General features: G+C 63.5%; 18 protein-coding genes and 2 pseudogenes. 9 read left to right on the forward strand and 11 right to left on the reverse strand.

Annotated elements, in window-relative coordinates; translation table 11 throughout:
• Positions 1-43: 43 nt before the first annotated feature.
• Genes HAQ05_RS09470 through HAQ05_RS09480 form a run of 3 tightly spaced genes read right to left on the reverse strand, consistent with a single transcriptional unit; the run spans position 44 to position 2,900 of the window.
• On the reverse strand, positions 44-274 hold the full coding sequence (locus HAQ05_RS09470; RefSeq protein WP_190419755.1) for a hypothetical protein: 231 nt from the start codon (positions 272-274) through the stop codon (positions 44-46).
• A gap of 15 nt (positions 275-289) precedes the next feature.
• Positions 290-2,107: a glycoside hydrolase family 15 protein gene (locus HAQ05_RS09475; protein ID WP_190419757.1), complete on the reverse strand. Its 1,818-nt coding sequence runs from the start codon at positions 2,105-2,107 to the stop codon at positions 290-292.
• A complete protein-coding gene (locus HAQ05_RS09480) occupies positions 2,100-2,900 on the reverse strand; it encodes a glucose 1-dehydrogenase (RefSeq protein WP_190419759.1) in 801 nt (266 codons plus the stop codon). Before HAQ05_RS09480 ends, HAQ05_RS09475 begins: the two co-directional genes overlap by 8 nt.
• A gap of 117 nt (positions 2,901-3,017) precedes the next feature.
• On the opposite strand from HAQ05_RS09480, the gene HAQ05_RS29060 reads away from it, so the two are divergent.
• Positions 3,018-3,149 (forward strand): hypothetical protein, encoded by a 132-nt coding sequence (locus tag HAQ05_RS29060; RefSeq protein ID WP_274601981.1) that lies wholly within the window; start codon positions 3,018-3,020, stop codon positions 3,147-3,149.
• 30 nt (positions 3,150-3,179) lie between these two features.
• Here HAQ05_RS29060 and HAQ05_RS09485 read toward each other — a convergent pair whose 3' ends face one another.
• A complete protein-coding gene (locus HAQ05_RS09485; protein WP_190419761.1) occupies positions 3,180-4,208 on the reverse strand; it encodes a DNA topoisomerase IB in 1,029 nt (342 codons plus the stop codon).
• 202 nt (positions 4,209-4,410) lie between these two features.
• Here HAQ05_RS09485 and HAQ05_RS09490 point away from each other — a divergent pair, with 202 nt between their 5' ends.
• Entirely contained in the window at positions 4,411-5,037 is a 627-nt protein-coding gene (locus HAQ05_RS09490; protein WP_190419763.1) for a response regulator transcription factor, read from the forward strand.
• A gap of 69 nt (positions 5,038-5,106) precedes the next feature.
• Positions 5,107-8,604, forward strand: coding sequence for an ATP-binding protein (locus tag HAQ05_RS09495; protein ID WP_190419765.1), 3,498 nt, complete (start codon positions 5,107-5,109; stop codon positions 8,602-8,604).
• 77 nt (positions 8,605-8,681) lie between these two features.
• On the opposite strand, the gene HAQ05_RS09500 is transcribed toward HAQ05_RS09495, so the two are convergent.
• Entirely contained in the window at positions 8,682-10,481 is a 1,800-nt protein-coding gene (locus HAQ05_RS09500; RefSeq protein ID WP_190419767.1) for an ATP-binding protein, read from the reverse strand.
• Positions 10,482-10,565: 84 nt separating this feature from the next.
• Here HAQ05_RS09500 and HAQ05_RS09505 point away from each other — a divergent pair, with 84 nt between their 5' ends.
• Entirely contained in the window at positions 10,566-11,729 is a 1,164-nt protein-coding gene (locus HAQ05_RS09505; protein ID WP_190419769.1) for a PilT/PilU family type 4a pilus ATPase, read from the forward strand.
• A 20-nt stretch (positions 11,730-11,749) separates the two neighbouring features.
• Here the strand turns inward: HAQ05_RS09505 and HAQ05_RS09510 are convergent, their stop codons facing one another.
• Genes HAQ05_RS09510 through HAQ05_RS09520 form a run of 3 tightly spaced genes read right to left on the reverse strand, consistent with a single transcriptional unit; the run spans position 11,750 to position 14,284 of the window.
• Positions 11,750-12,520: a 3-hydroxybutyrate dehydrogenase gene (locus HAQ05_RS09510; protein ID WP_190419771.1), complete on the reverse strand. Its 771-nt coding sequence runs from the start codon at positions 12,518-12,520 to the stop codon at positions 11,750-11,752.
• Between the two features lie 31 nt (positions 12,521-12,551).
• On the reverse strand, positions 12,552-13,373 hold the full coding sequence (locus tag HAQ05_RS09515) for an aldo/keto reductase (RefSeq protein ID WP_190419773.1): 822 nt from the start codon (positions 13,371-13,373) through the stop codon (positions 12,552-12,554).
• Positions 13,370-14,284, reverse strand: a complete 915-nt coding sequence (locus HAQ05_RS09520; protein ID WP_190419775.1) for a LysR family transcriptional regulator — start codon at positions 14,282-14,284, stop codon at positions 13,370-13,372. The genes HAQ05_RS09515 and HAQ05_RS09520 overlap by 4 nt, the downstream gene beginning before the upstream one ends.
• Positions 14,285-14,412: 128 nt before the next feature.
• On the opposite strand from HAQ05_RS09520, the gene HAQ05_RS09525 reads away from it, so the two are divergent.
• The 4 genes and pseudogenes from HAQ05_RS09525 (at position 14,413) to HAQ05_RS09540 (ending at position 18,012) form a co-directional block, all read left to right on the forward strand.
• Entirely contained in the window at positions 14,413-15,135 is a 723-nt protein-coding gene (locus HAQ05_RS09525; RefSeq protein WP_190419777.1) for a CoA transferase subunit A, read from the forward strand.
• Between the two features lie 12 nt (positions 15,136-15,147).
• Positions 15,148-15,804, forward strand: a complete 657-nt coding sequence (locus HAQ05_RS09530) for a CoA transferase subunit B (protein ID WP_190419779.1) — start codon at positions 15,148-15,150, stop codon at positions 15,802-15,804.
• Between the two features lie 261 nt (positions 15,805-16,065).
• Positions 16,066-17,484 (forward strand): short-chain fatty acid transporter, encoded by a 1,419-nt coding sequence (locus tag HAQ05_RS09535; protein WP_190419781.1) that lies wholly within the window; start codon positions 16,066-16,068, stop codon positions 17,482-17,484.
• 48 nt (positions 17,485-17,532) lie between these two features.
• A pseudogene (locus HAQ05_RS09540) lies at positions 17,533-18,012 on the forward strand (AraC family transcriptional regulator).
• Here the strand turns inward: HAQ05_RS09540 and HAQ05_RS09545 are convergent.
• The 3 genes and pseudogenes from HAQ05_RS09545 to HAQ05_RS09555 all read right to left on the reverse strand — a co-directional run bounded on the left by HAQ05_RS09545 (position 17,994) and on the right by HAQ05_RS09555 (position 19,263).
• Positions 17,994-18,577 (reverse strand): annotated as a pseudogene (locus tag HAQ05_RS09545) (LysE family translocator). The pseudogenes HAQ05_RS09540 and HAQ05_RS09545 sit on opposite strands and share 19 nt — an antisense overlap.
• A gap of 84 nt (positions 18,578-18,661) precedes the next feature.
• Positions 18,662-18,904, reverse strand: coding sequence for a hypothetical protein (locus HAQ05_RS09550; RefSeq protein ID WP_190419807.1), 243 nt, complete (start codon positions 18,902-18,904; stop codon positions 18,662-18,664).
• A 17-nt stretch (positions 18,905-18,921) separates the two neighbouring features.
• Complete coding sequence (locus HAQ05_RS09555; RefSeq protein WP_190419783.1) at positions 18,922-19,263, reverse strand: hypothetical protein; 342 nt, start codon at positions 19,261-19,263, stop codon at positions 18,922-18,924.
• 264 nt (positions 19,264-19,527) lie between these two features.
• Between HAQ05_RS09555 and HAQ05_RS09560 the strand changes: the two genes are divergently transcribed.
• Positions 19,528-19,913 (forward strand): pyridoxal-phosphate dependent enzyme (locus tag HAQ05_RS09560; protein WP_190419785.1); only part of this gene is annotated, 386 nt, incomplete at its 3' end.

Raw genomic sequence — 19,913 nt, forward strand, 5'->3', positions numbered from 1 at the left:
CACTTCCGCCTAGCACCGCATGGATGAAATGTTTCGATGCTGATTATTGCAACGATTTGGCAGCGTCCACGCCCGCGGCGCTGAGCTTGATGGGGTAGTGCAGCGGCGTTTTGCTTGCCTGCACCCAGCCGCGTTGCTGCAGGCTCTCGACACAAGCCGCGACCTGTTCTTCGCCCCGGTAGTTGTCCAGGATTTCCTTGCCTAGCCCGGCCGGGTGGGCGTGCAGCAAGCGGGTCAAGATGGCCTGTTCGAGCGGGTTATCTACAGTAGCCATAGGGTGTACCTCCGTTCAGGGTTGCCAATAGGTACGCTCGCCACCAAGCTTGCGGTCGAGGAAGCTGGCCGCGCTGATCATGGCGAGGTGGCTCAAGGCCTGGGGCGTATTGCCCAGGTGGTGGCCGTTACGATCGAACTCCTCAGCGTAAAGGCCCAAGGGGCTGGCGTAGCGTAACAGCTGTTCGAATTCCAAATGGGCTTGGTCGAGCCGCCCGGCCCGGGCCAGGCACTCGATGTACCAGAACGAGCACGCGGTGAATGCACCTTCGCCCCCGGCCAAGCCGTCGCCGCCGGTCTCGCAGTGATACCGATAGACCATGCCGTCGCGTACCAACGTGCGCTCGATGGCGTCAAGGGTGGCTAGCCACTGCGGGTCGGTCGCACCCACGAAGCGCACCAGGGGCATCAACAGCAGCGCGGCGTCGAGGGTGTCACCGTGGCGGGTTTGCACGAAGTGCCCTTGTTCTTCGTTCCAGAAGTTCTGCCAGATGTCAGCGTGGATGGCCTGGCGGTGCTGGTCCCATGCCGCGAACGGTGCCGGTAACGAACGTTTTTCCGCCAGGCGGATCGCCCGGTCCAGGGCCACCCAGCACATCAGCCGTGAATGCAGAAAGTGCCGGGGTGCGCTACGCATTTCCCAGATGCCTACGTCTGCCTCGTTCCAATGCTCGCACACATAATCGAGCAATTGGCGGCAGTTCTGCCAGCCTTGATGACTGATCGCTTCGCCGTATTTATTAACCAGGTAAACGGCGTCGAGCAACTCGCCATAGATGTCCAATTGCTTTTGCGCGTAGGCCTGGTTGCCCACCCGTACAGGGCGGGAACCGGCATGGCCCGCCAGGTGCTCGAGGCGTTGCTCGGCCACCGCTTGGCTGCCCGCCGCGCTGTACATCACGTGCAGGTGTTGCTCATCGTCGCAGCAGTCGCTCACGCGCGCGCGCACCCAGCGCATGTAGGCGTTGGCTTCTTCGCTAAAGCCCAGGCGCATGAATGCATACACGGTAAACGAGGCGTCGCGTACCCAGGTATAGCGGTAGTCCCAGTTGCGTTCGCCGCCTTTTTGCTCGGGTAAGCCGAACGTTGCGGCGGCAAGGATGCCGCCATGCTTGCGCGAGGTCAGTAGCTTGAGCGCCAGTGCCGAGCGCTCGACCTGTTCGCGCCAGCGCCCGCGATAACGGGAGTGGCCAATCCAGGTTTGCCAGTACGCCAGGGTGTCTTGCAGGCATTGGTCGCCTTGCCCGGCCACCACCAGCGGGTCGTCATGCGCGCCAAGAACGAACTCCACGCTTTGCCCTGCCTTGAGGGCGAAGCGGGCCACGGCACTGTGGCCTTCGACGTTCAGCGACGCGTTGGCGGCCAAGCGCAGGGAAGGCTGGCCGGCGGCGTGAAACGCCACGTCGCGTCCATCGGCCACGGCCTGCGTGCTGGCGCGGTTATAGTCATGGCGTACGCGGCAGCACACCTCGATGTTGGCGCTGCCGTTGACGACCTTTACTTGGCGCACCAGGCGGGGCGGCTCATCTTCATGCACGCTGACGGGCATCAGGTCGGTGAGTTCCACCACTGCTTGGTCGCTGATCCAGCGGGTGCGTAGCACATTGCTCCCGGGCAGGTAGATCTGCAGGCGGCGTGCTTCGGGCAGGTCTGGGGCCACGTGGAAGCAGCCGGCCTGCGGGGTATCGAGCAGCGAGCAGAACACGCTGGGGCTATCGAAGTCAGGCCAGCACATGAAGTCTACGTTACCGTCTTCAGCCACCAGCGCGGCGCTGCGCATGTTGCCGATCACGCCGTGCCGCTCAATTGGGTATTGCTCAGCGTTTTCAGCCATTGTCGCGAAACCCTGGGTACAGGCTCATGCCGCCGTCGATGAACAAGGTGGTGCCGTGCACGTAATCCGACAAATCACTGGCCAACCACACCACAGCGTTGGCCACATCCTGCGGCTCGCCGATCCGCCCATAGGGCACCAGCCCGAGTAAGCGCTTGCCGGCTTCGCCCTGGGTGGTCTCGGCATTGATGGCGGTGGCGATGGCCCCAGGTGCCACGGCGTTGACGCGAATGTGCTGCTCACCCACTTCTTGGGCGATGCTGCGCATCAACAGGTCGATGCCCCCCTTGGAGGCGGCATAGTTGGCGTGGCCAGCCCAGGGAATCAACTGGTGCACCGAACTCATGTGGATGATCTTGCCGTGAGCGCGGCTCAGCCATGGCCGCGGGCCCTGGCGCTTGAACTGGCGCAGCGCGGCCCGCGCGCACAGAAACTGGCCGGTGAGGTTAACCTGCAACACCGTGTTCCATTGCTCAAGGGTCATCTCGGTAATCGGCGCATCTTGCTGCAGGCCGGAATTGGCCACCAAGATGTCCAGCGCGCCGAAGGCATCGACCGTAGCGCCCAGCAGCGCTTCGACATCCTGCTCCTGGGACACATCGGCGCCCACGGCGATGGCTTGGCCACCTTGCTCGCGGATGCCCGCCGCCAGCGCTTCGGCAGGCTCGGCATGGCTGTGGTAGTTGATCACCACTTGCGCGCCGGCCGCCGCCAGGGCTTGGGCGCAGGCATAGCCCAAGCCCGAGCTGGCGCCGGTAACCAATGCCACTTGCTTGTCCACTGAAATCTGCATCCGCAATTGCCCTTGCCATGGGTGATGTGCTGGTGACCGGTGGGCGCCGCACAGAGTTCAGCGCAAACCAATGGGCCCCGACCGGTGTCTTACCCTGACAACCCCAGGAGAACACTCATGAGCGAACCCTCTAAACGCGAAGACCTCGACCATAAGCCCGAAAACGCAGGCAAAGTGGGCAGTGAACATAAGCGCCTGAACCGTCAAGGGGAAACCCAGCGCGAGCGCGAACCCAAGCAACCCGAGTAAGCGGTGCCAGGCCCACGCAGTGCAGCGCCATCAAGGTAGCGGCTCGCCGGCGTGGGCCAGGTTTTCCAGGAACGTCGCCAGTGCCACTTCCTCGGGCCTCAAGCCCTGGCGCTTGCGCGGCTTTGGCAGCTTGGCCAACTCGCCCAGGGCGAAGTTCTCCAACACCGCCGGATGGATATAGCAGCGCCGGCACACGGCCGGCGTGTTGCCCAGTGCCCGCGCCACGTGCTTGACCATGTCGACGATATGGCGTTTGGCCTGGGGCTCGGGCTGCCAATGCAACTCGCGCAACATTGCCAGGGCCAAGGCCGACCCCGCCCAGGTGCGGTAGTCTTTAGCGGTAAAATCGCTGCCGTGTAGCGTTTTGAGGTATTCGTTCACGTCGTGAGAACTCACGTTATGCCGTTCGCCGTCATCGTCCAGGTATTGGAACAGGTGCTGCCCGGGAAGGTCTTGGCAACGCTTTACGATCCTTGCCAAACGTTTGTCGGTTACCTTAACCGCATGCTCCACACCGCTTTTGCCACGAAAGTGGAACGTCAGCGCGCTGCCTTTGACCTGAACATGGTCATTGAGCAAGGTGGTCAGGCCATAGGAGTGGTTGTCCCGCGCATATTGGCTGTTGCCGATGCGGATCAGCGTCTGGTCCAGTAGTGTGATCACCAATGCCATGACCTTGTTGCGCGACAGCCCTGGCGTGGTCAGGTGCGCTTCGAGCTGCCGGCGTACCTTCGGCAGGCTCGCGCCGAAATCGCGCAGGCGCGCATATTTATCCGCGTCGCGTACCTCCCGCCAGCGCGGGTGGTAACGGTACTGCTTGCGCCCGCGCGCGTCGCGCCCGGTGGCCTGCAAGTGGCCTTGCGGGTCGGGGCAAATCCACACATCGGTATAGGCCGGCGGTATCGCCAGGGCGTTGATCTGCGCGATTCGTGCAGGGTCACGCAGGCGCCCCCCCTGGGCATCGAAATACGCGAAGTGCCCACGCAGTTTGCGCCGGGTCAGCCCTGGCTGGGCGTCGTCCACATAATGCAGGCCGGCGGGCAGGTCGAGGTCAGGCATTAGCGATTTCCTTTTGTGTTTCAGGGGTTGACTGCTGAGCACTGGAAAAATCTTGGAAAGTATCCCGCTGGCTTGCGAAACGGCCCTGTAGAGATTTCCCACATTCCTACAGCAATTGCTGAAAAGTCCTACAGAACACGGGGCCATGGGTTCTCCATAATCCTGCTCCCCCTATCACCGGTAGCGTGCCAAGGAGAGAGCCATGTACCGAGCCCTGATCGTCGACGATCACCCTTTCATTCGTGCCAGTGTCGGGCTGTTGCTGGAGCAGCAGCGCGTGCAACTGGTGGCCGAGGCCGAGAATGGCCGCCAGGCCCTGGTGTTGGCCCGCGAGCATGTCCCAGACCTTGTGATCGTTGATTTATCCATGCCGCAGCTTGATGGCTTGACCGTTATCCACCGGCTGCAAGCTTTGCACTTGCCCATGCGGATCATGGTACTGACCTCGCAACCGGCGGAGTTCTATTCGATCCGCTGCCTGCGCGCCGGTGCCATGGCGTATGTGTCAAAAGGCGACGACCTAGGCGAGCTGCGCAACGCCGTGCAGGCGGTGATCAGTGGCTACAGCTACTTCCCCAGCGTGGCTTACAGCACGGTGAACCGCAACGAATTGAGCGGCAGCGAGCGGGATTCCCTGGCCTCTTTGAGCGACCGTGAGCTGATGGTGTTGCACCACTTGGCACGCGGTTACAACAACAAGGACACCGCCGCCAACCTGGCCCTGAGCATTAAAACGGTCAGCAGCTACAAGCACCGCTTGATGAACAAGCTGAAGGTCAATTCACTGGTGGCCCTGGCGGATATCGCCAAGCGCCATGCGTTGTCCTGATATGCGCCGCTTGATTTGGATGGGGCTGCTGTGGGGTTTGTGCGCAGGTTGGGCGGTACAGGGGGCGCCGTGCAAGTGAACAGCCGTTCGAAACTGCCCGCGGCGTTGACCGCCCGTATTTCGTTGGCCGCGGCAGACCGCCGTTGGCTGGCCCAGCGGCAGGTGTTGCGGGTGGGCGTTGCCGAGATTGAATACCCACCGTTCGACCTGGCCGGCGCGGGTGGTGATTACGAGGGAGTGAGCGCCGATGTGATTGCGGCGGTGGGCACGGTGCTGGGGTTGCAACTTGAGGTGGTGCGGCTGAACAACCGTGAGCAAGCATTCGACGCGTTGGTCGACGGGCGTATTGATGTGATCGGCAGCGCCAATGCTTTCGAGGCCAGCCAGCATGGCACATTGCTGAGCACGCCCTACCTGCCTGACCAGGCCGCATTGGTGCGGCGCATCGACGACGACCGCGAGCAAAAAACCGTGGGGCTGCGCCTGGCCATGCTGCCCGGCTACATGCCAGCCGGCCAGGTGGACGCGCTGTACCCACAGGCACACGTGCGCTACTACCCTTCGCTGCTGGCGGCGTTGGGCGCGGTGTCGTTCGGCCAAGCCGACGCGGTGCTGGGCAACGCCTTGGCGCTGCGTGCGCAGTTGAACCGCAGCCAACTGAATAACTTGCGCCTGGCGCAGTTTCCGGCGGCCGGTTCCAATGGGGTAGGGCTGGCCTTGAACCCGGCCAGCCCGGAGCTGGCGCGCTTGGTCGATGTGGCCCTCGACGGCTTGGGCGAGCCGCTGCGCCTGCAAGTATTGCGCAGTTGGGGGCTCAATACGATCGAAGCGCCCGCAGCGGCCCGCCTGCAACTGACCGAAGCCGAGCGCCAGTGGATCGCGCAGCACCCCAGCGTAAAGGTGGCGCTGAACAGCTTCTACGTGCCGGTGGCGTATTTCGATGACCAGGGCCACGTGCGCGGGATCGCCAGTGATGTGCTCAGCCGTGTGGCGCAATTGACCGGGCTGCGTTTCGAACCGGTGGCCGAACCGAACCTGCCCGGGTTGCTGGGGGCGTTGGAGCGCGGTGAGGTGGCCATGGCCGCCAGTGTACCGGCCACCGAGGTGCTGGGTGAACGCATGCGTTTCAGCCGGCACTGGTTGACCAGTAGCCAAGTGCTGGTCAGCCGCAGCGACGGGCCACCGCTTAAAGGGCTCGAGGACTTGGGCGGGCTTACCCTGGCCATACCGCAAAGCAGCCCTTCCTACACCGCGGTACACGAACTGGCGCCTAGTGTGAAGCGGTACTTGGCCCTGGGCGATGCGGACTCCCTGTTGCAAGTGGCGCAAGGCCGCGCCGATGCCGCGTTGTTGCCATTGATCAGCGCACGCGCGTTGGTAGCCAGGGATTACAACGGCAAGTTGAAGATCGATACGCCCTTGCCACTCGCCCCGGTGCGCTACCGTTTCGCCCTGATGCCGGAGGCCGGAGCGCTCGCCGGCATTGTCGACAAGGCATTGCAAAGCCTCAGCGTGTCGGAACTCGAAGACATTAGCCAGCGCTGGCGTGGGGATATCACCGTGGGCGTGTCGCCCTGGCCGCGTTACGGTGTGGCGCTGATTGGTGGGCTGATCGCCGCCGTGTTGCTCTGCCTGCTGGCCCTGGGCTGGGTCGATTATCTGCGCCGGCAGATTCGCCGGCGTGAACTCGCCGAAGCCGCGCTCACCGACCAGTTGGAGTTCATGCGGGTGTTGATCGATGGCACGCCGCACCCGTTATACGTGCGCGACCGCGATGGCCGCCTGCTCAACTGCAATGCCAGTTACTTGCAAGCGCTGAATGTCACCCGCGAGCAAGTGATAGGGCGCTGCGTCGGCGAAAGCGTGCCGTTGGCGCCTGGCCAGGGCCAACGGTTCGAACACCTTTCCCGCCAAGCGATGGCGGCCGGTGAACCGGTGGTGGGCGACCGCCGCTTGAGGTTGCGTGATGGCGAAGACCTGATCATCTACCACTGGCTGCTGCCGTACCGCGACCGAGACGGGCAAATCGCCGGCATCATTTGCGGGTGGGTCGATGTGACCGAGCGGCAAAGGCTTTATGAGCAGTTGCAGCAAGCCAAGGATGCGGCTGAGGCTGCGAACCAGGCCAAGTCGCGCTTTTTGGCCACTGCCAGCCACGAGATCCGTACCCCCATGAACGCCGTATTGGGCATGCTTGAATTGGCCCGGCGCCACGCCGAGCAAGGCCGGCTCAACTGCTTGGCGCTGGACGTGGCTACCGAGGCGGCCAAGGGGCTGCTGGAGTTACTCAACGATGTGTTGGACATGACCCGGCTGGAGTCGGGGCACCTGGCCTTGCAGCCACACCCCTTGCGGCTAGACCGTTTGGTGGGTAACTGTGTGCAGTTGTTCCAGGCCCAGGCCCGGCAAAAGGGCATCACCCTGGCCTGGGATTGCCGCGGTACGCAGTGGGGCGTGTGTGCCGACCCGATGCGCTTGCGCCAGGTATTGAGCAACCTGCTGAGCAATGCGATCAAGTTCACGGAGCAGGGGCAGGTGCGCGTGCGCTTGTTGGGCGAAACCTGCGGCGACCAATTGCAGGTCACCTTGGTGGTCAGCGACACCGGCATCGGCATCCCCGAGCAAGAGCTGGCCAACCTTGGCCAGCCCTATTGCCAGGCGAGTAACCATAGCCAGGCTGGGCGTGCCGGGGCGGGCCTCGGTTTGAGTATCTGCCAGCACCTGTGCCGGCTGATGGGTGGCCAATTACGCTTGCGCAGCCAACTGGGGCGGGGCACACGGGTGGAAGTGAACCTGCGGCTGGCCCAATGCGAAGTGCCCGGTGAGGTCGCCGCACCCGGTTGGCAAGAACCGCTGCCGCAGGCGGCGCTGGATATTCTCGTGGTAGACGACTACTCGCCTAACCGCTTACTGCTTGATCAGCAGCTGCGCTACCTAGGCCACCGGGTGGTGTTGGCCAGCAGCGGGGCCGAGGGCCTTAAGGCGTGGTTGGGCGGGCACTTCGACCGTGTGATCTGCGATTGCAACATGCCTGGCATGGATGGCTATGACATGGCCCGCGCGATCCGCCTGGAGGAGCGGCGCAAGGGCCTGGCGCCGGTCAGGGTGCTGGGTTGCACCGCCGACCCTGGCCCGGAACCGCCCCAGCGTTGCGCCGAGGCGGGCATGGATGCCTGTTTGCTCAAGCCGTTGGGGCTCAATGAGCTGGCCGAGGCGCTGGCCGCGCCAGCACCCGCACCTGCGGCCGCATCGCCCGGCGGCGACGAAGGGGAGGTGTTCGATGCGCAGTCGTTAGGCCGCCTGGGTGGCGGCCGCGCCGAGGCCATCGATAACCTCAGGCACATGTTGCTGGAAACCTTGCAGGCGGATCTGGCCCTGTTGCAGGGCGGCGCAGACCACCGAGTGGTGCACCGGGTACTCGGCGGCGCGCGGATCGTGAAGGCTCAGGGGGTGATCGATGCCTGTGAGGCCGCCCAGCAGGACCCGGCCCAACTGCCACGCTTGCTAGCGGCGGTGCGCGGGTTGGTCGACGCGTTGCAGCGAACGGCCGGCGATAAAGCGGGGTAGGGATGGCGCGGCAGGTGTTGAGGGCCTGAGCGGGCGCTGCGCTGTTGGGCTGTTCGGGCCGCAACCAGCGAGCGCCATCATCCCTTGAGCATGCCGTGTAGGTAGCGGGCCAGGGCGTCCAGGGTGAAGGGTTTGCTGACGATGGCCATGCCAGCGTCTTGCATTTCGTCGGTCGTGGCGTCCTGGCCGACGTAGCCGGTCATGAACAACACTTTAATGCCGGGGCGTAAGCGCCGGGCGATTTCCGCCAACTGGCGGCCATTGGTGCCGGGTAGGCCCACATCGGTGACGAGCAGGTCGATGCGCAGGTTCGACTCGAGCAACGGCACTGCAACGTCGGCATCGGCGGCCGGGTGACCTTGGTACCCCAGTTCGTCGAGCAGGTTGAGGATCAGCAAGCGCACGGCCGGATCATCTTCGACCACCAGCACGCTTTCGCCGCCTACCGCCACCGGCGCACGGGGCTCTTGCGCAGGGCTCGGATCGAGCGAGGCAGGGTCGCGATGGCGCGGCAGCAACAGGTTCACCGTGGTGCCACTGCCAGCGTTGCTCTCAAGTATCACATGGCCGCCGCTTTGCTGGGCAAAACCGTAGATCATCGACAGGCCAAGGCCGGTGCCTTGGCCGGTAGGCTTGGTGGTGAAAAACGGCTCGAAGGCCTTGGCCCGCACACTCTCGGGCATGCCCATACCATTATCGGAAACGCTCAGCATCACGTAAGGCCCTGGGCGTATGCGTTCCATCGGGGTGTTGTCGCGTGGCTCGCTCATCTGCAAGTTACGGCTGCTGATGCGTAGCGTGCCGCCCCCAGGCATGGCGTCGCGGGCATTGATCACCAGGTTGAGCAGGGCATTTTCAAGCTGGTTGGCGTCTGTTTCCACGGCCCACGTGTCCTCCTGCAAGGCCAGTTCCAGATGGATTTGTTCGCCGGTGGTGCGCAGCATTAATTCCCGCAGCATTAATATCAATGCATTGGGTTCTACCCGCCGGCGGTCCAACGGCTGGCGGCGGGAGAACGCCAGCAGCCGATGGGTGAGGGCAGCGGCCCGTTGCGCCGAACCGGTCGCGGCATCTACGAAACGCCCCACCTCAGCGGCACGGCCGGCGTCGAGGTAGCGTTTGAGCAGGTCGAGGCTACCAATCACGCCCGTTAGCATGTTGTTGAAGTCATGGGCGATGCCGCCGGTCAGTTGCCCCACCGCTTCCATCTTCTGCGCATGGCGCAGCGCCTCTTCGCTGCGGGCATGCGCTTGCATTTCATCCTGTAGGCGCTGGTTCAGCTCGGCCAGCGCCTGGGTACGCTCGGCCACCCTTAGTTCGAGGTTTTCGTTGAGTTCCCGCAGCCGCTGCTCTTGTTGTTTGCGCTCGGTGATGTCCAGTGCCGCGCCCATGAAGCGTGCTGGCCGCCCATGTTTATCGCGCAGGCAGCGGCCATGGGCGAGCATCCAACGCCATTGTTCGGCGCCCTCTGCCTCGGCATTGCCGCGCAGGCGGTACTCCTGGCGGAAATCATCTTGGCCGTGCAAGCATGCGCGGATCTGCCGGGCCACACGGCCACGGTCATCCGGGTGCACCGCTTGCAGGTAATCGTCGATGGGCCGCCGGCCCGCTTCGCTCGGGTCTACCTGATGCATCAGGGCGAAGCGGCCATCCACCTCGAAACGGTCGGAGCGAATGTTCCAATCCCAGGTGCCGACGCCCTCGCTGGCACTCAGCGCCGATTGCAGCCGCGCTTGGCAGGCTTCCAGTTCCACCGCCTGGGCCTGGCAAAGCAGGCGCAGTTGCTGGGCCAGGTGCGTACGCTCGGCGAGCCCGGCGCTGGCGCATAACGCGTCGAGTAGGGTGTCGGCGCCGGGCGCCAAGGTTGGATCATTCATGCCTTGAACCTCTAGTTGCCTGTGGGCGGGTGAACCGCCAAGCTATACCTTAATCATCGATGACTGCCCACGGACACTACCGCTATGGACCTTCAGGCCCTGTTGAAAATATTGGCCACGCAGGACGGCTCGGACCTTTACTTGGCGACCGGGGCGCCACCCTGTGCCAAGTTCAACGGCGTGCTGCGGCCCTTGGGCAGCGACCCGCTGCGCCCCGGCGATGTCGCGCAGGTTGCCGCCAGCATCATGGACGCCGAACAACGTGCCGATTTCGAAAAAGACTTGGAAATGAACCTGGCACTGTCGATCAGTGGTGTCGGGCGTTTTCGGGTGAATGTCTTCAAACAGCGCGGCGAAGTGTCGATGGTGGTGCGCAACATCAAGCTGGAGATCCCGCGCTTCGAAGACCTGAAGCTGCCACCGGTATTGCTCGAGGTGGTGCTGCGCACGCGGGGCTTGGTGCTGTTCGTGGGCGGCACCGGCTCCGGCAAGTCGACCTCGCTTGCGGCATTGATCGACCACCGCAACCGTACCAGCAGCGGGCATATCATTACTATCGAAGACCCGGTCGAATACATCCACCGCCATAAGAAGTGCATCATCAACCAGCGCGAGGTGGGCGTCGACACCCGTAGCTTCCATGCCGCGTTGAAGAACACCCTGCGCCAGGCACCGGATGTGATCTTGATCGGCGAGGTCCGCGACCGTGAAACCATGGAGCACGCCCTGGCCTTCGCCGACACGGGCCACCTGGCGATCTCCACCCTGCACGCCAACAATGCCAACCAAGCGCTGGACCGCATTATCAATTTCTTTCCGCAAGAGCGCCGCCCACAGTTGCTGCAAGACCTGGGTAACAACCTGCAGGCGTTCGTTTCCCAGCGGCTGGTCAAGACCATCGACAACAAGCGCCGTGCGGCGGTGGAAGTGATGCTGGGCACGCCGACCATTCGCGACTTGATCCACCGTGGCGAGTTCGGCGAGCTCAAGGGCATCATGGAAAAATCCACCAACCTGGGCATGCAAACCTTCGACCAGGCCCTTTACGCGCTGGTGGCCGAGGGCGCGATCAGCGAGGATGAAGCGCTGAAGAACGCGGACTCGGTGAACAACCTGCGCCTTCGCCTTAAATTGCGCCAGGGCGATGCCGGCGATAGCACCGGCACGCCGGCACCGCCGCGCGCCGCGGCTGAGCCGAGCCAGGCCGACTGGGGGCTGGTCGCCGACGACCCCGACGGCGAGGCTTGAGCATGGGCTAGCGGGCTGTTTCACTGTGCCAGCCAGCCGCCGTCAATGTTCCAGGCGGCGCCACGCACCTGCTCGGCGGCGGCCCCGCACAAAAACAGCGCCAATTCGCCCAACTGCTGCGGCGTTACGAAGGCCTGTGAGGGTTGTTTTTCGGCCAACAGTGCGGCGCGCGCCTGCTCAGCCGGTTCACCGGCGGCAATGCGGGCGTCGATCTGCTGCTGCACCAGTGGGGTGAGTACCCAGCCGGGGCATAGCGCATTGCAGGTAATGCCGGTGCGCGCGGTTTCCAGTGCCACCACTTTGGTCAGGCCCAGCACCCCGTGCTTGGCCGCCACGTAGGCGGCCTTGCCGGCAGAGCCCACGCTGCCATGTACCGAGGCGATGTTGATGATCCGCCCCCAGTCGCGCGCCTGCATGGTTGGCAGGGCCAAGCGTGTGCAATGGAACACTGACGACAGGTTGAGCGCGATCACCGCATCCCAGCGTTCGACCGGGAACTGCTCAACCGGGGCCACGTACTGGATGCCGGCATTGTTGACCAAGATATCGACGCTGTAGAAGTCCCGCCGGGCATAGTCGAACAGCTCGACGATTTGCTGGGTATCGGTTAAGTCGGCGCCATGAAAACCGACCCGGCCGCCGTGGCGGGCAACATGGTTCACCGCCGCTTGGTTGTCGCCGAAGCCATTGAGTACCACATTCGCACCGGCATGGGCGAGTACATCGGCGATGCCTAAGCCGATGCCGCTGGTCGAGCCGGTGACCAAGGCGGTTTTGCCAGTCAATGCCATGTTGACCTCCTTATCTGGAACATCAGCATAGTCACACCATGCGCAAACGTTGCTTGCGCGAAGGCGGCGCGAAGCTGGCATCCAGCGCGGCAAGGTCATCGGCATCCAGTGCAAGTTGGCCCGCGCGGGCATTCAGGCGCACATGCACCGGGTCCACGGCCTTGGGAATCGCCACCGTGTTACCGTCGCGAATCACCCAGGCCAGGCTCACTTCGGCAGGGCTTACATGGTGCTTGGCCGCAAGCGAATTGAGCAGCGGGTGTTCCAAAAAACGCCCGCCCTGGCCGATTGGGCAGTAGGCCATTACCGCTATTGCCCGTTGCCTGCACCACGGCAGCAAATCGAACTCGACGCCGCGGGTTTCCGGGTTATACAGCACTTGGTTGGTCGCACAGCCCTGCGCGGGTAGCTCGGCCATCTCGGCGACGTCAAAGTTAGACACACCCCATTGGCCTATTTTTCCTTGTTCGCGCAAGCGCTCGAAGCCTTCAATGGTGTCTTCCAGAGGGTGCGAGCCCGGCCAATGCAGCAGGTACAGGTCGAGGTGGTCGGTGTGCAGGCGTTGCAGGCTGCGCTCGCAGGCTTCGACCACGCCCTGGCGGCTGGCGTGGTGCGGGTAAACCTTGCTTACCAGGTAAACCTGATCGCGCAGGCCGGCGATGGCTTCGCCCACCACCTGCTCGGCGCCGCCTTCGCCGTACATTTCGGCCGTATCGATCAGGCTCAAGCCCGCCTCGATGCCCAGGCGCAGGGCGGCGATTTCGGCGCCGCGCTGGCTCGGGGCCTCGCCCATACGCCAGGTGCCCTGGCCTATCGCGGGAACGGCCTTGCCGGCCAATGTCACGGTGTTCATGTTCGTTCTCCTCTGGGGTTAAGCGCCGGCGCCAGGCCCGCCGCCACCAAGGCATCTTCCAGGGCCTGCGCTGCCGCCGACAACGTATGTTCAGCCAAGCGCATGATGCCGATTTGGCGCAGCACCACCGGCTGTTCCAGGGCGACGCACACCGCGCCCAATTCGTGCATCTGGCTGATGCACAGAGAAGGCACCGCGCTCACGCCCAAACCGTTGGCAACCATGCGCCCGACCGTACTCAGTTGGTGGCTTTCGAACGCCACCGCCAGCTTGCCGTGCTGTGCTTGTATAGCCCCTTCGAGTAACAAGCGCACCGCCGATGGCCGTTGCAGCGTAATAAAGTCGTTCTGCAGCAACTGCCCCCAACTCACTACCGGGAACTGCGCCAGCGGCGAACCTGCTGGCACCACGGCCACGAACCGGTCGGTGTAAAGCGGTGTGAATACCAACGCTTGGGTGCTTTGCGGCTCGAAACCGATGCCCAGCTCCACCCGGCGGTGGCGTACCATCTCCAGCACCTGTTCATTGATCACGTCATGCACCGCGACGTTCACTTTAGGGTAGCGGTCGCGAAAGCGCCTAAGTGCTTCGGGCAGTAGGTTGCCGGCGAAGGAGGGCATGGCCGCGATCGATACCCGCCCGGTTTGCAGGGTGAAGTGCTGGCGCAGCAGTTCTTCGGTGTTGTCCCAATCGGCCAATAATTGCAGCGCCAACGGCAGCAACGTTTGCCCTTCGGGTGTCAGGGTCACGTGGCGAGTGGTGCGGATCAGCAGCGGGCCACCAAGGTCTTCTTCCAGGGCCTTGATCGACAGGCTCAGCGCCGGTTGCGACAGGTGCAAGTGTTCACCGGCCTGGGCGAAGCTCAGGTGATGGGCGACGGCGACGAACGCGCGAAGCTGTTTGATGGTCATTTGTTTTTCAAAATAATTGATGAATAAAACAAAATTAACAAATGGATCGCCCCCAGCCAATAATGAATTCATCGCCGCCGCGCCCGGCGCCCACTACGGCGCCCTCAACAACAAAAAAGGTGAATAGCATGGCAGGGCTGGATAAACGCGTTTACTCCTACGAGCAAGCTCTGGCTGGCTTGGCCGACGGCATGACCGTGCTGGCTGGCGGTTTCGGCTTGTGCGGCATTCCGGAAAACCTTATCGCGCACATCCGCACCCTGGGCGTGCGCGGCCTTACCGTGGTGTCGAATAACTGCGGGGTGGATGGCTTCGGCCTGGGTGTGCTGCTCGAAGACCGGCAGATCCGCAAGATGGTTGCCTCTTATGTAGGCGAGAATGCGTTGTTCGAGCGCCAGTTGCTCAGTGGCGAATTGGAGGTGGAGCTTACTCCCCAAGGCACCCTGGCAGAGAAACTACGTGCTGGCGGCGCCGGAATTCCCGCGTTCTACACCGCTACCGGTTATGGCACCCCGGTGGCTGAAGGCAAGGAGGTACGTGAGTTCAACGGCCGCCATTATGTGCTCGAACAGGCCATCACCGGCGACTTCGCCATCGTCAAGGGCTGGAAGGCCGACCACTTTGGCAATGTGATCTACCGCCACACCGCGCAGAACTTCAACCCACTGGCCGCCAGCGCCGGGCGCATCACCGTGGTCGAGGTCGAGGAAATCGTCGAGCCCGGCGAACTGCCTCCCAGCCAGATCCACACCCCCGGCATATTCGTCGACCGGGTGATCCAGGGTCACTTCGAAAAACGCATCGAAAAACGCACGCTCAAGCCTAACGCACATCCTGCGGCGCAGGCATAAGGAGCTACGACCATGGCACTGACCCGTGAACAAATGGCCCAACGCGTGGCCCGTGAGTTGCAAGATGGCTATTACGTGAACCTCGGCATCGGCATTCCCACCCTGGTGGCCAACTATGTACCGGCTGGCATAGACGTGATGCTGCAATCGGAAAATGGCCTGTTGGGCATGGGGGAGTTTCCCACCGAGGCGACCGTCGATGCCGACATGATCAACGCCGGCAAGCAGACCGTGACCGCCCGCGTGGGCGCGTCGATTTTCGATTCGGCTACCTCGTTCGCCATGATCCGCGGAGGGCACGTCGATCTCACGGTCCTGGGCGCCTTCGAGGTGGACGTGCGCGGTAACATCGCCTCGTGGATGATCCCCGGCAAGTTGGTCAAGGGGATGGGGGGGGCGATGGACCTGGTGGCCGGCGCCGAGAATATCATCGTGGTGATGACCCACGCCTCCAAGGACGGCGAATCCAAGCTATTGCCCGCATGCACCCTGCCGTTGACCGGGGCCGGTTGCATCCGCAAGGTGCTCACGGACCTTGCCTGGCTCGAAATCATCGACGGCGCCTTCGTGCTGCGTGAACGCGCCCCGGGGGTCAGCATCGAGGAAATCCGCGCCAAGACTGCCGGTAAGCTGGTGGTGCCGGAGGATGTGGTGGAAATGACGTTCTAGCGGGGTGTTTCAGACCTTCGCGCGAGCATTGACGGGTGAATGTTGCTGTTGGGCAAGGCACCGCGAGGCGCTATAGCAGGGCTTATGGCGAGGCGCGGCAACGCAGCCCAGTAGCAAAAGGCACCGTCAAAAGGGTGCAGCTATCATCACGTCAGGCTTCACCCCATAGCAACCCGCAAGCATATGCTGGCCTGCGTGCCGCTTAGCGTATGGGCCCCTGCAGGGCCCACAAAAACAATAATTTCAATAAAGGTAACGCCCATGCCCGTTCCCCTAGACGCCAGCCCTTATGCGCGCTTCGCCCTGCGTTGCTCAAGCTTTGCCGAGCGTTGGTTCCCCGACTCCTATGTATTTGCGGCCCTGGCGGTGGTGGTCGTCGCCCTGGGCGCGCTGGCCATGGGTGGCACGCCCAGCGCCACCGCCACGGCGTTCGGTGACGGGTTCTGGAGCCTGATACCGTTCACCATGCAAATGGCCTTCGTGGTAATCGGCGGGTATGTGGTGGCCAGCTCACCCCCGGCCGTACGCCTGATCGACCGCTTGGCCCGGCTACCGCGCAACGGCCGCAGCGCGGTGGCTTGGGTGGCGCTGATCTCGATGCTGGCTTCGCTGCTCAACTGGGGTTTGTCCCTGGTGTTCGGCGGGCTGTTGGTGCGTGCGCTGGCCCGGCGCGCCGACCTGCACATGGATTACCGCGCAGCAGGCGCGGCGGCCTACCTGGGGCTGGGCGCGGTGTGGGCCTTGGGCTTGTCGTCGTCGGCTGCACAATTGCAGGCCAACCCCGGTAGCTTGCCGCCGTCGATCCTGGCCATCACCGGGGTAATCCCCTTCAGCCAAACGATTTTCCTGTGGCAGTCCGCGGCGATGCTGCTGGTGTTGGTGGTGGTATCGGTGATCATTGCCTACGCCACTGCTCCAGGGCCGGGCGCGGCGCGCGATGCCCAAGCCTGTGGAGTTGACCCGGTCTTCAGCCTACCGCCCCTGGCGCAACGTTCGCGACCGGGCGAATGGTTGGAATATAGCCCGCTGCTGACGATCATTCTGGTGCTGCTGGCGGCGGGTTGGCTGGCCCACGAATTCTCCAGCAAACCGGCGATAGTGGCGATTTCTGGCCTCAATACCTACAACTTTTTGTTCATCATGCTCGGCGCCCTGTTGCATTGGCGCCCGCGCAGCTTTCTCGACGCGGTGGCGCGGGCGGTGCCGACCACCACCGGGGTGCTGATCCAGTTCCCGTTGTACGGTTCGATCGCGGCAATCATGACCACTGTCAAAGGCGGCGACGCGCAGACCCTGGCCCATCATATTTCGGCGTTTTTCGTGCAGGTGGCCAGCCACGATACTTACGCGCTGCTGATGGGCGTGTACTCGGCGGTGCTGGGGTTCTTCATTCCGTCCGGGGGCGGCAAGTGGATCATCGAGGCGCCGTATGTGATGCAGGTCGCCAACGACCTGCAATACCACCTGGGATGGGCGGTGCAGGTGTACAACGCGGCCGAAGCCTTGCCCAACCTGATCAACCCGTTCTATATGCTGCCGCTGCTCGGCGTGCTGGGCCTGAAGGCGCGCGACTTGATCGGTTTTTCGTTCGTGCAACTGCTGGTGCACGTGCCGCTGGTGTTGGTGTTGCTCTGGGCGCTGGGTACTACCTTGAGCTACCTGCCGCCGACGCTTCCGTAACGCCGACGTAGCGGCCAGGCTTGAGCAGAGTTTGCTAAAAGGCCCCTTATGCAAACCGTTACCCGTTTTTGCCGCGACCCGGCGCTGCCGTCCATTGAAGCACGCTGGGTCGCGGACGGGCGCGCCCACGGCCACGCGGCACACAGCCACGAAACCTTTTCTATCGGGGCTGTGACCGCTGGGCACAGCACGTATTTGAACCTGCGCCAGCGCGAAGCCATCAGGGCCGGCACTACGGTGCTGATGAACCCCGGTGACCTGCATGCTGACGTTACAGCGCATCTGTAAGGTCGCAGCCCTCTCGCCGTCGCAATTGATCCGCAGCTTCAAGCGCCGTTTTGGGTTCACCCCCCCCATGCGTTTTTGGTCAACCGCCGGGTGCAGGTGGCCCGTGAGCACCTGCGCCAGGGTGGCAGCATCGCCGCAGCGGCTCACCACGCGGGGTTCGCCGGCCAGGCGCATTTGCAGCGGGCCTTTAAGCGCCACTTGGCGGCGACGCCGGGGCACTATCAAGGCAGCAGCAAATAGCCTGCGCTGCCAGCCAGCAAGGCGGCCATGGCGCGGTTGAACAGCCGCACCCCTGCCGGCACCGCGGCCCTGCGCAGCAGGTAGGCACCGGTCCAGGCCCAACTGGCCAGCGACAGGTAACACACCACCGCATAAATCGCCGCAAACTGGCCCATGCGCAGCCAGTTGCCATCGGCGACGAAGGCCGCCATTTCGGCACTGCACGCCAGCCAAGCCTTAGGGTTAAGCCATTGCATCAACGCACCGCTGCAAAAACTCGGTGGCGAAGCCGGTCCATTGTCCAATCGGCCATCGTCGCGGGCCAGCACCAACGCCGGGTACAACAGGTAAACGACCCCGAGCAGCCTTAGCCCCTCGGAAGCAGCGCCGAGGCCGCAACCACACCATGCAAGCCTAGCCCGATGGCCAGTAATAACCCGGTAAAACCTAGGGTGGCCCCACTGACGTGGCGTGGCGCACATGGCAGGCCATAGCGGGCAGCGCCGCTAATGGCCACGAGGTTGACCGGCCCTGGGGAGATGGAAGTGGCCAATGCGAACGCGGCCATGGAAAGCATAACGTTCATGATGCCCCTCGAAGGTAGTGAGTTCGGGGGCCACGTTAAGGGTTTAAGAAGGGCTATGGATTGAATGAAATGCGCAACCGCAGGTTAACCCCCGGAGGTGTCAATGTCGGCATCGCGGGGGGTGCCCGGCTTGTCCTCCGGTTTAGGCGCGAAGTCCGGGCTGTAACTGTTGCCCTTGGCGGCGCTGTCACCCCCGCCCTTTGTGCTTTCGCCAGCGTTGCCCCCCTGCTTGCCTGCTTCGCCCTGGGGGTCGATGGCCGGGTCGTTACGGCCGCCGCCTGGGGTGGGGCGGCCGGGTGTATCTTCATTCGGTGCTTTCGTAGCCATGGTGTTTACCTCTCGTATCAATGGCTGGCGCCGCCACCTTTGCCGCCTTCGGAGCCCGTGCCGCCTTTCTGGATGCCGTTCACGCCGTTAAGCGGCCGGGTGGTGTCGCCTCCCATTGAACTGCCTTCGGGGTTGCCGCCGGTTTGCGGTTTGAGGCCATCCGAGGTGCCGTTGCCTGGTGCAGGGTCGGTGGCCGCGCCAGCGGGGTTGCCGGTGCCCGGCGGCGTGCTGACTGCCCCGGGTGTATCGCCTTTAGATGTGGGGTTAGTGGGCCCGGTGCTGGCGTCGGCGAAGGCGCCAGCGCTGGAGAGACCGAGCAGCGCCGTAAGGCACAGTGAACTCAAACGTGTGGTTTTCATGTTTGCCACCTTTCTGATGCACATGGGGTTTAGGGCGCCTCCCTGCCGTACCAGTGCCCTGCATACGACGAGTGGTTGACGCCAGCGGTGGCTCCGCGGTAAGTTCCCTGCCCATGAATACGACCCTGCCGCTGCGCCAGCCGAGCATTATTACCGCCATTATCAGCATGGCGGGCTAGCGCATTAGCACCTGACCCGCCCTGGAGGCGGGTCTGAACCACCCACATGTGATGTCTCCGGGGCCTTTTCGACACCGGAGAACCCATGGCCGCCGTACTCGAAACACCCCCCGCGTTCTACACCAGCGCGTTGCTCGCCCACTATGTGCGCCGCACCTTGGCAGCGCGCGTCTATGACATTGCCGTGCAAACCCCGCTGCAGCCGGCACGCGGGTTGTCCGAGCGGTTGGGCAACCAGATCCTGTTCAAACGCGAAGACCTGCAACCCACGTTTTCCTTCAAGGTGCGCGGTGCCTGCAACCGGCTGGCGCAGCTTACCGGTGCCGAACGCGCCGCTGGCGTAGTCACGGCGTCTGCCGGTAACCATGCGCAAGGCGTAGCCCTGGCGGCGCAACGCCTGGGGGTTACCGCGACCATCGTGATGCCCACTACCACGCCACAACTCAAGGTCGATGGGGTACTCGGGCAGGG

Origin of the sequence: Pseudomonas typographi, from assembly GCF_014694385.1 — a bacterium.
In the GTDB taxonomy this organism is placed as follows: domain Bacteria; phylum Pseudomonadota; class Gammaproteobacteria; order Pseudomonadales; family Pseudomonadaceae; genus Aquipseudomonas; species Aquipseudomonas typographi.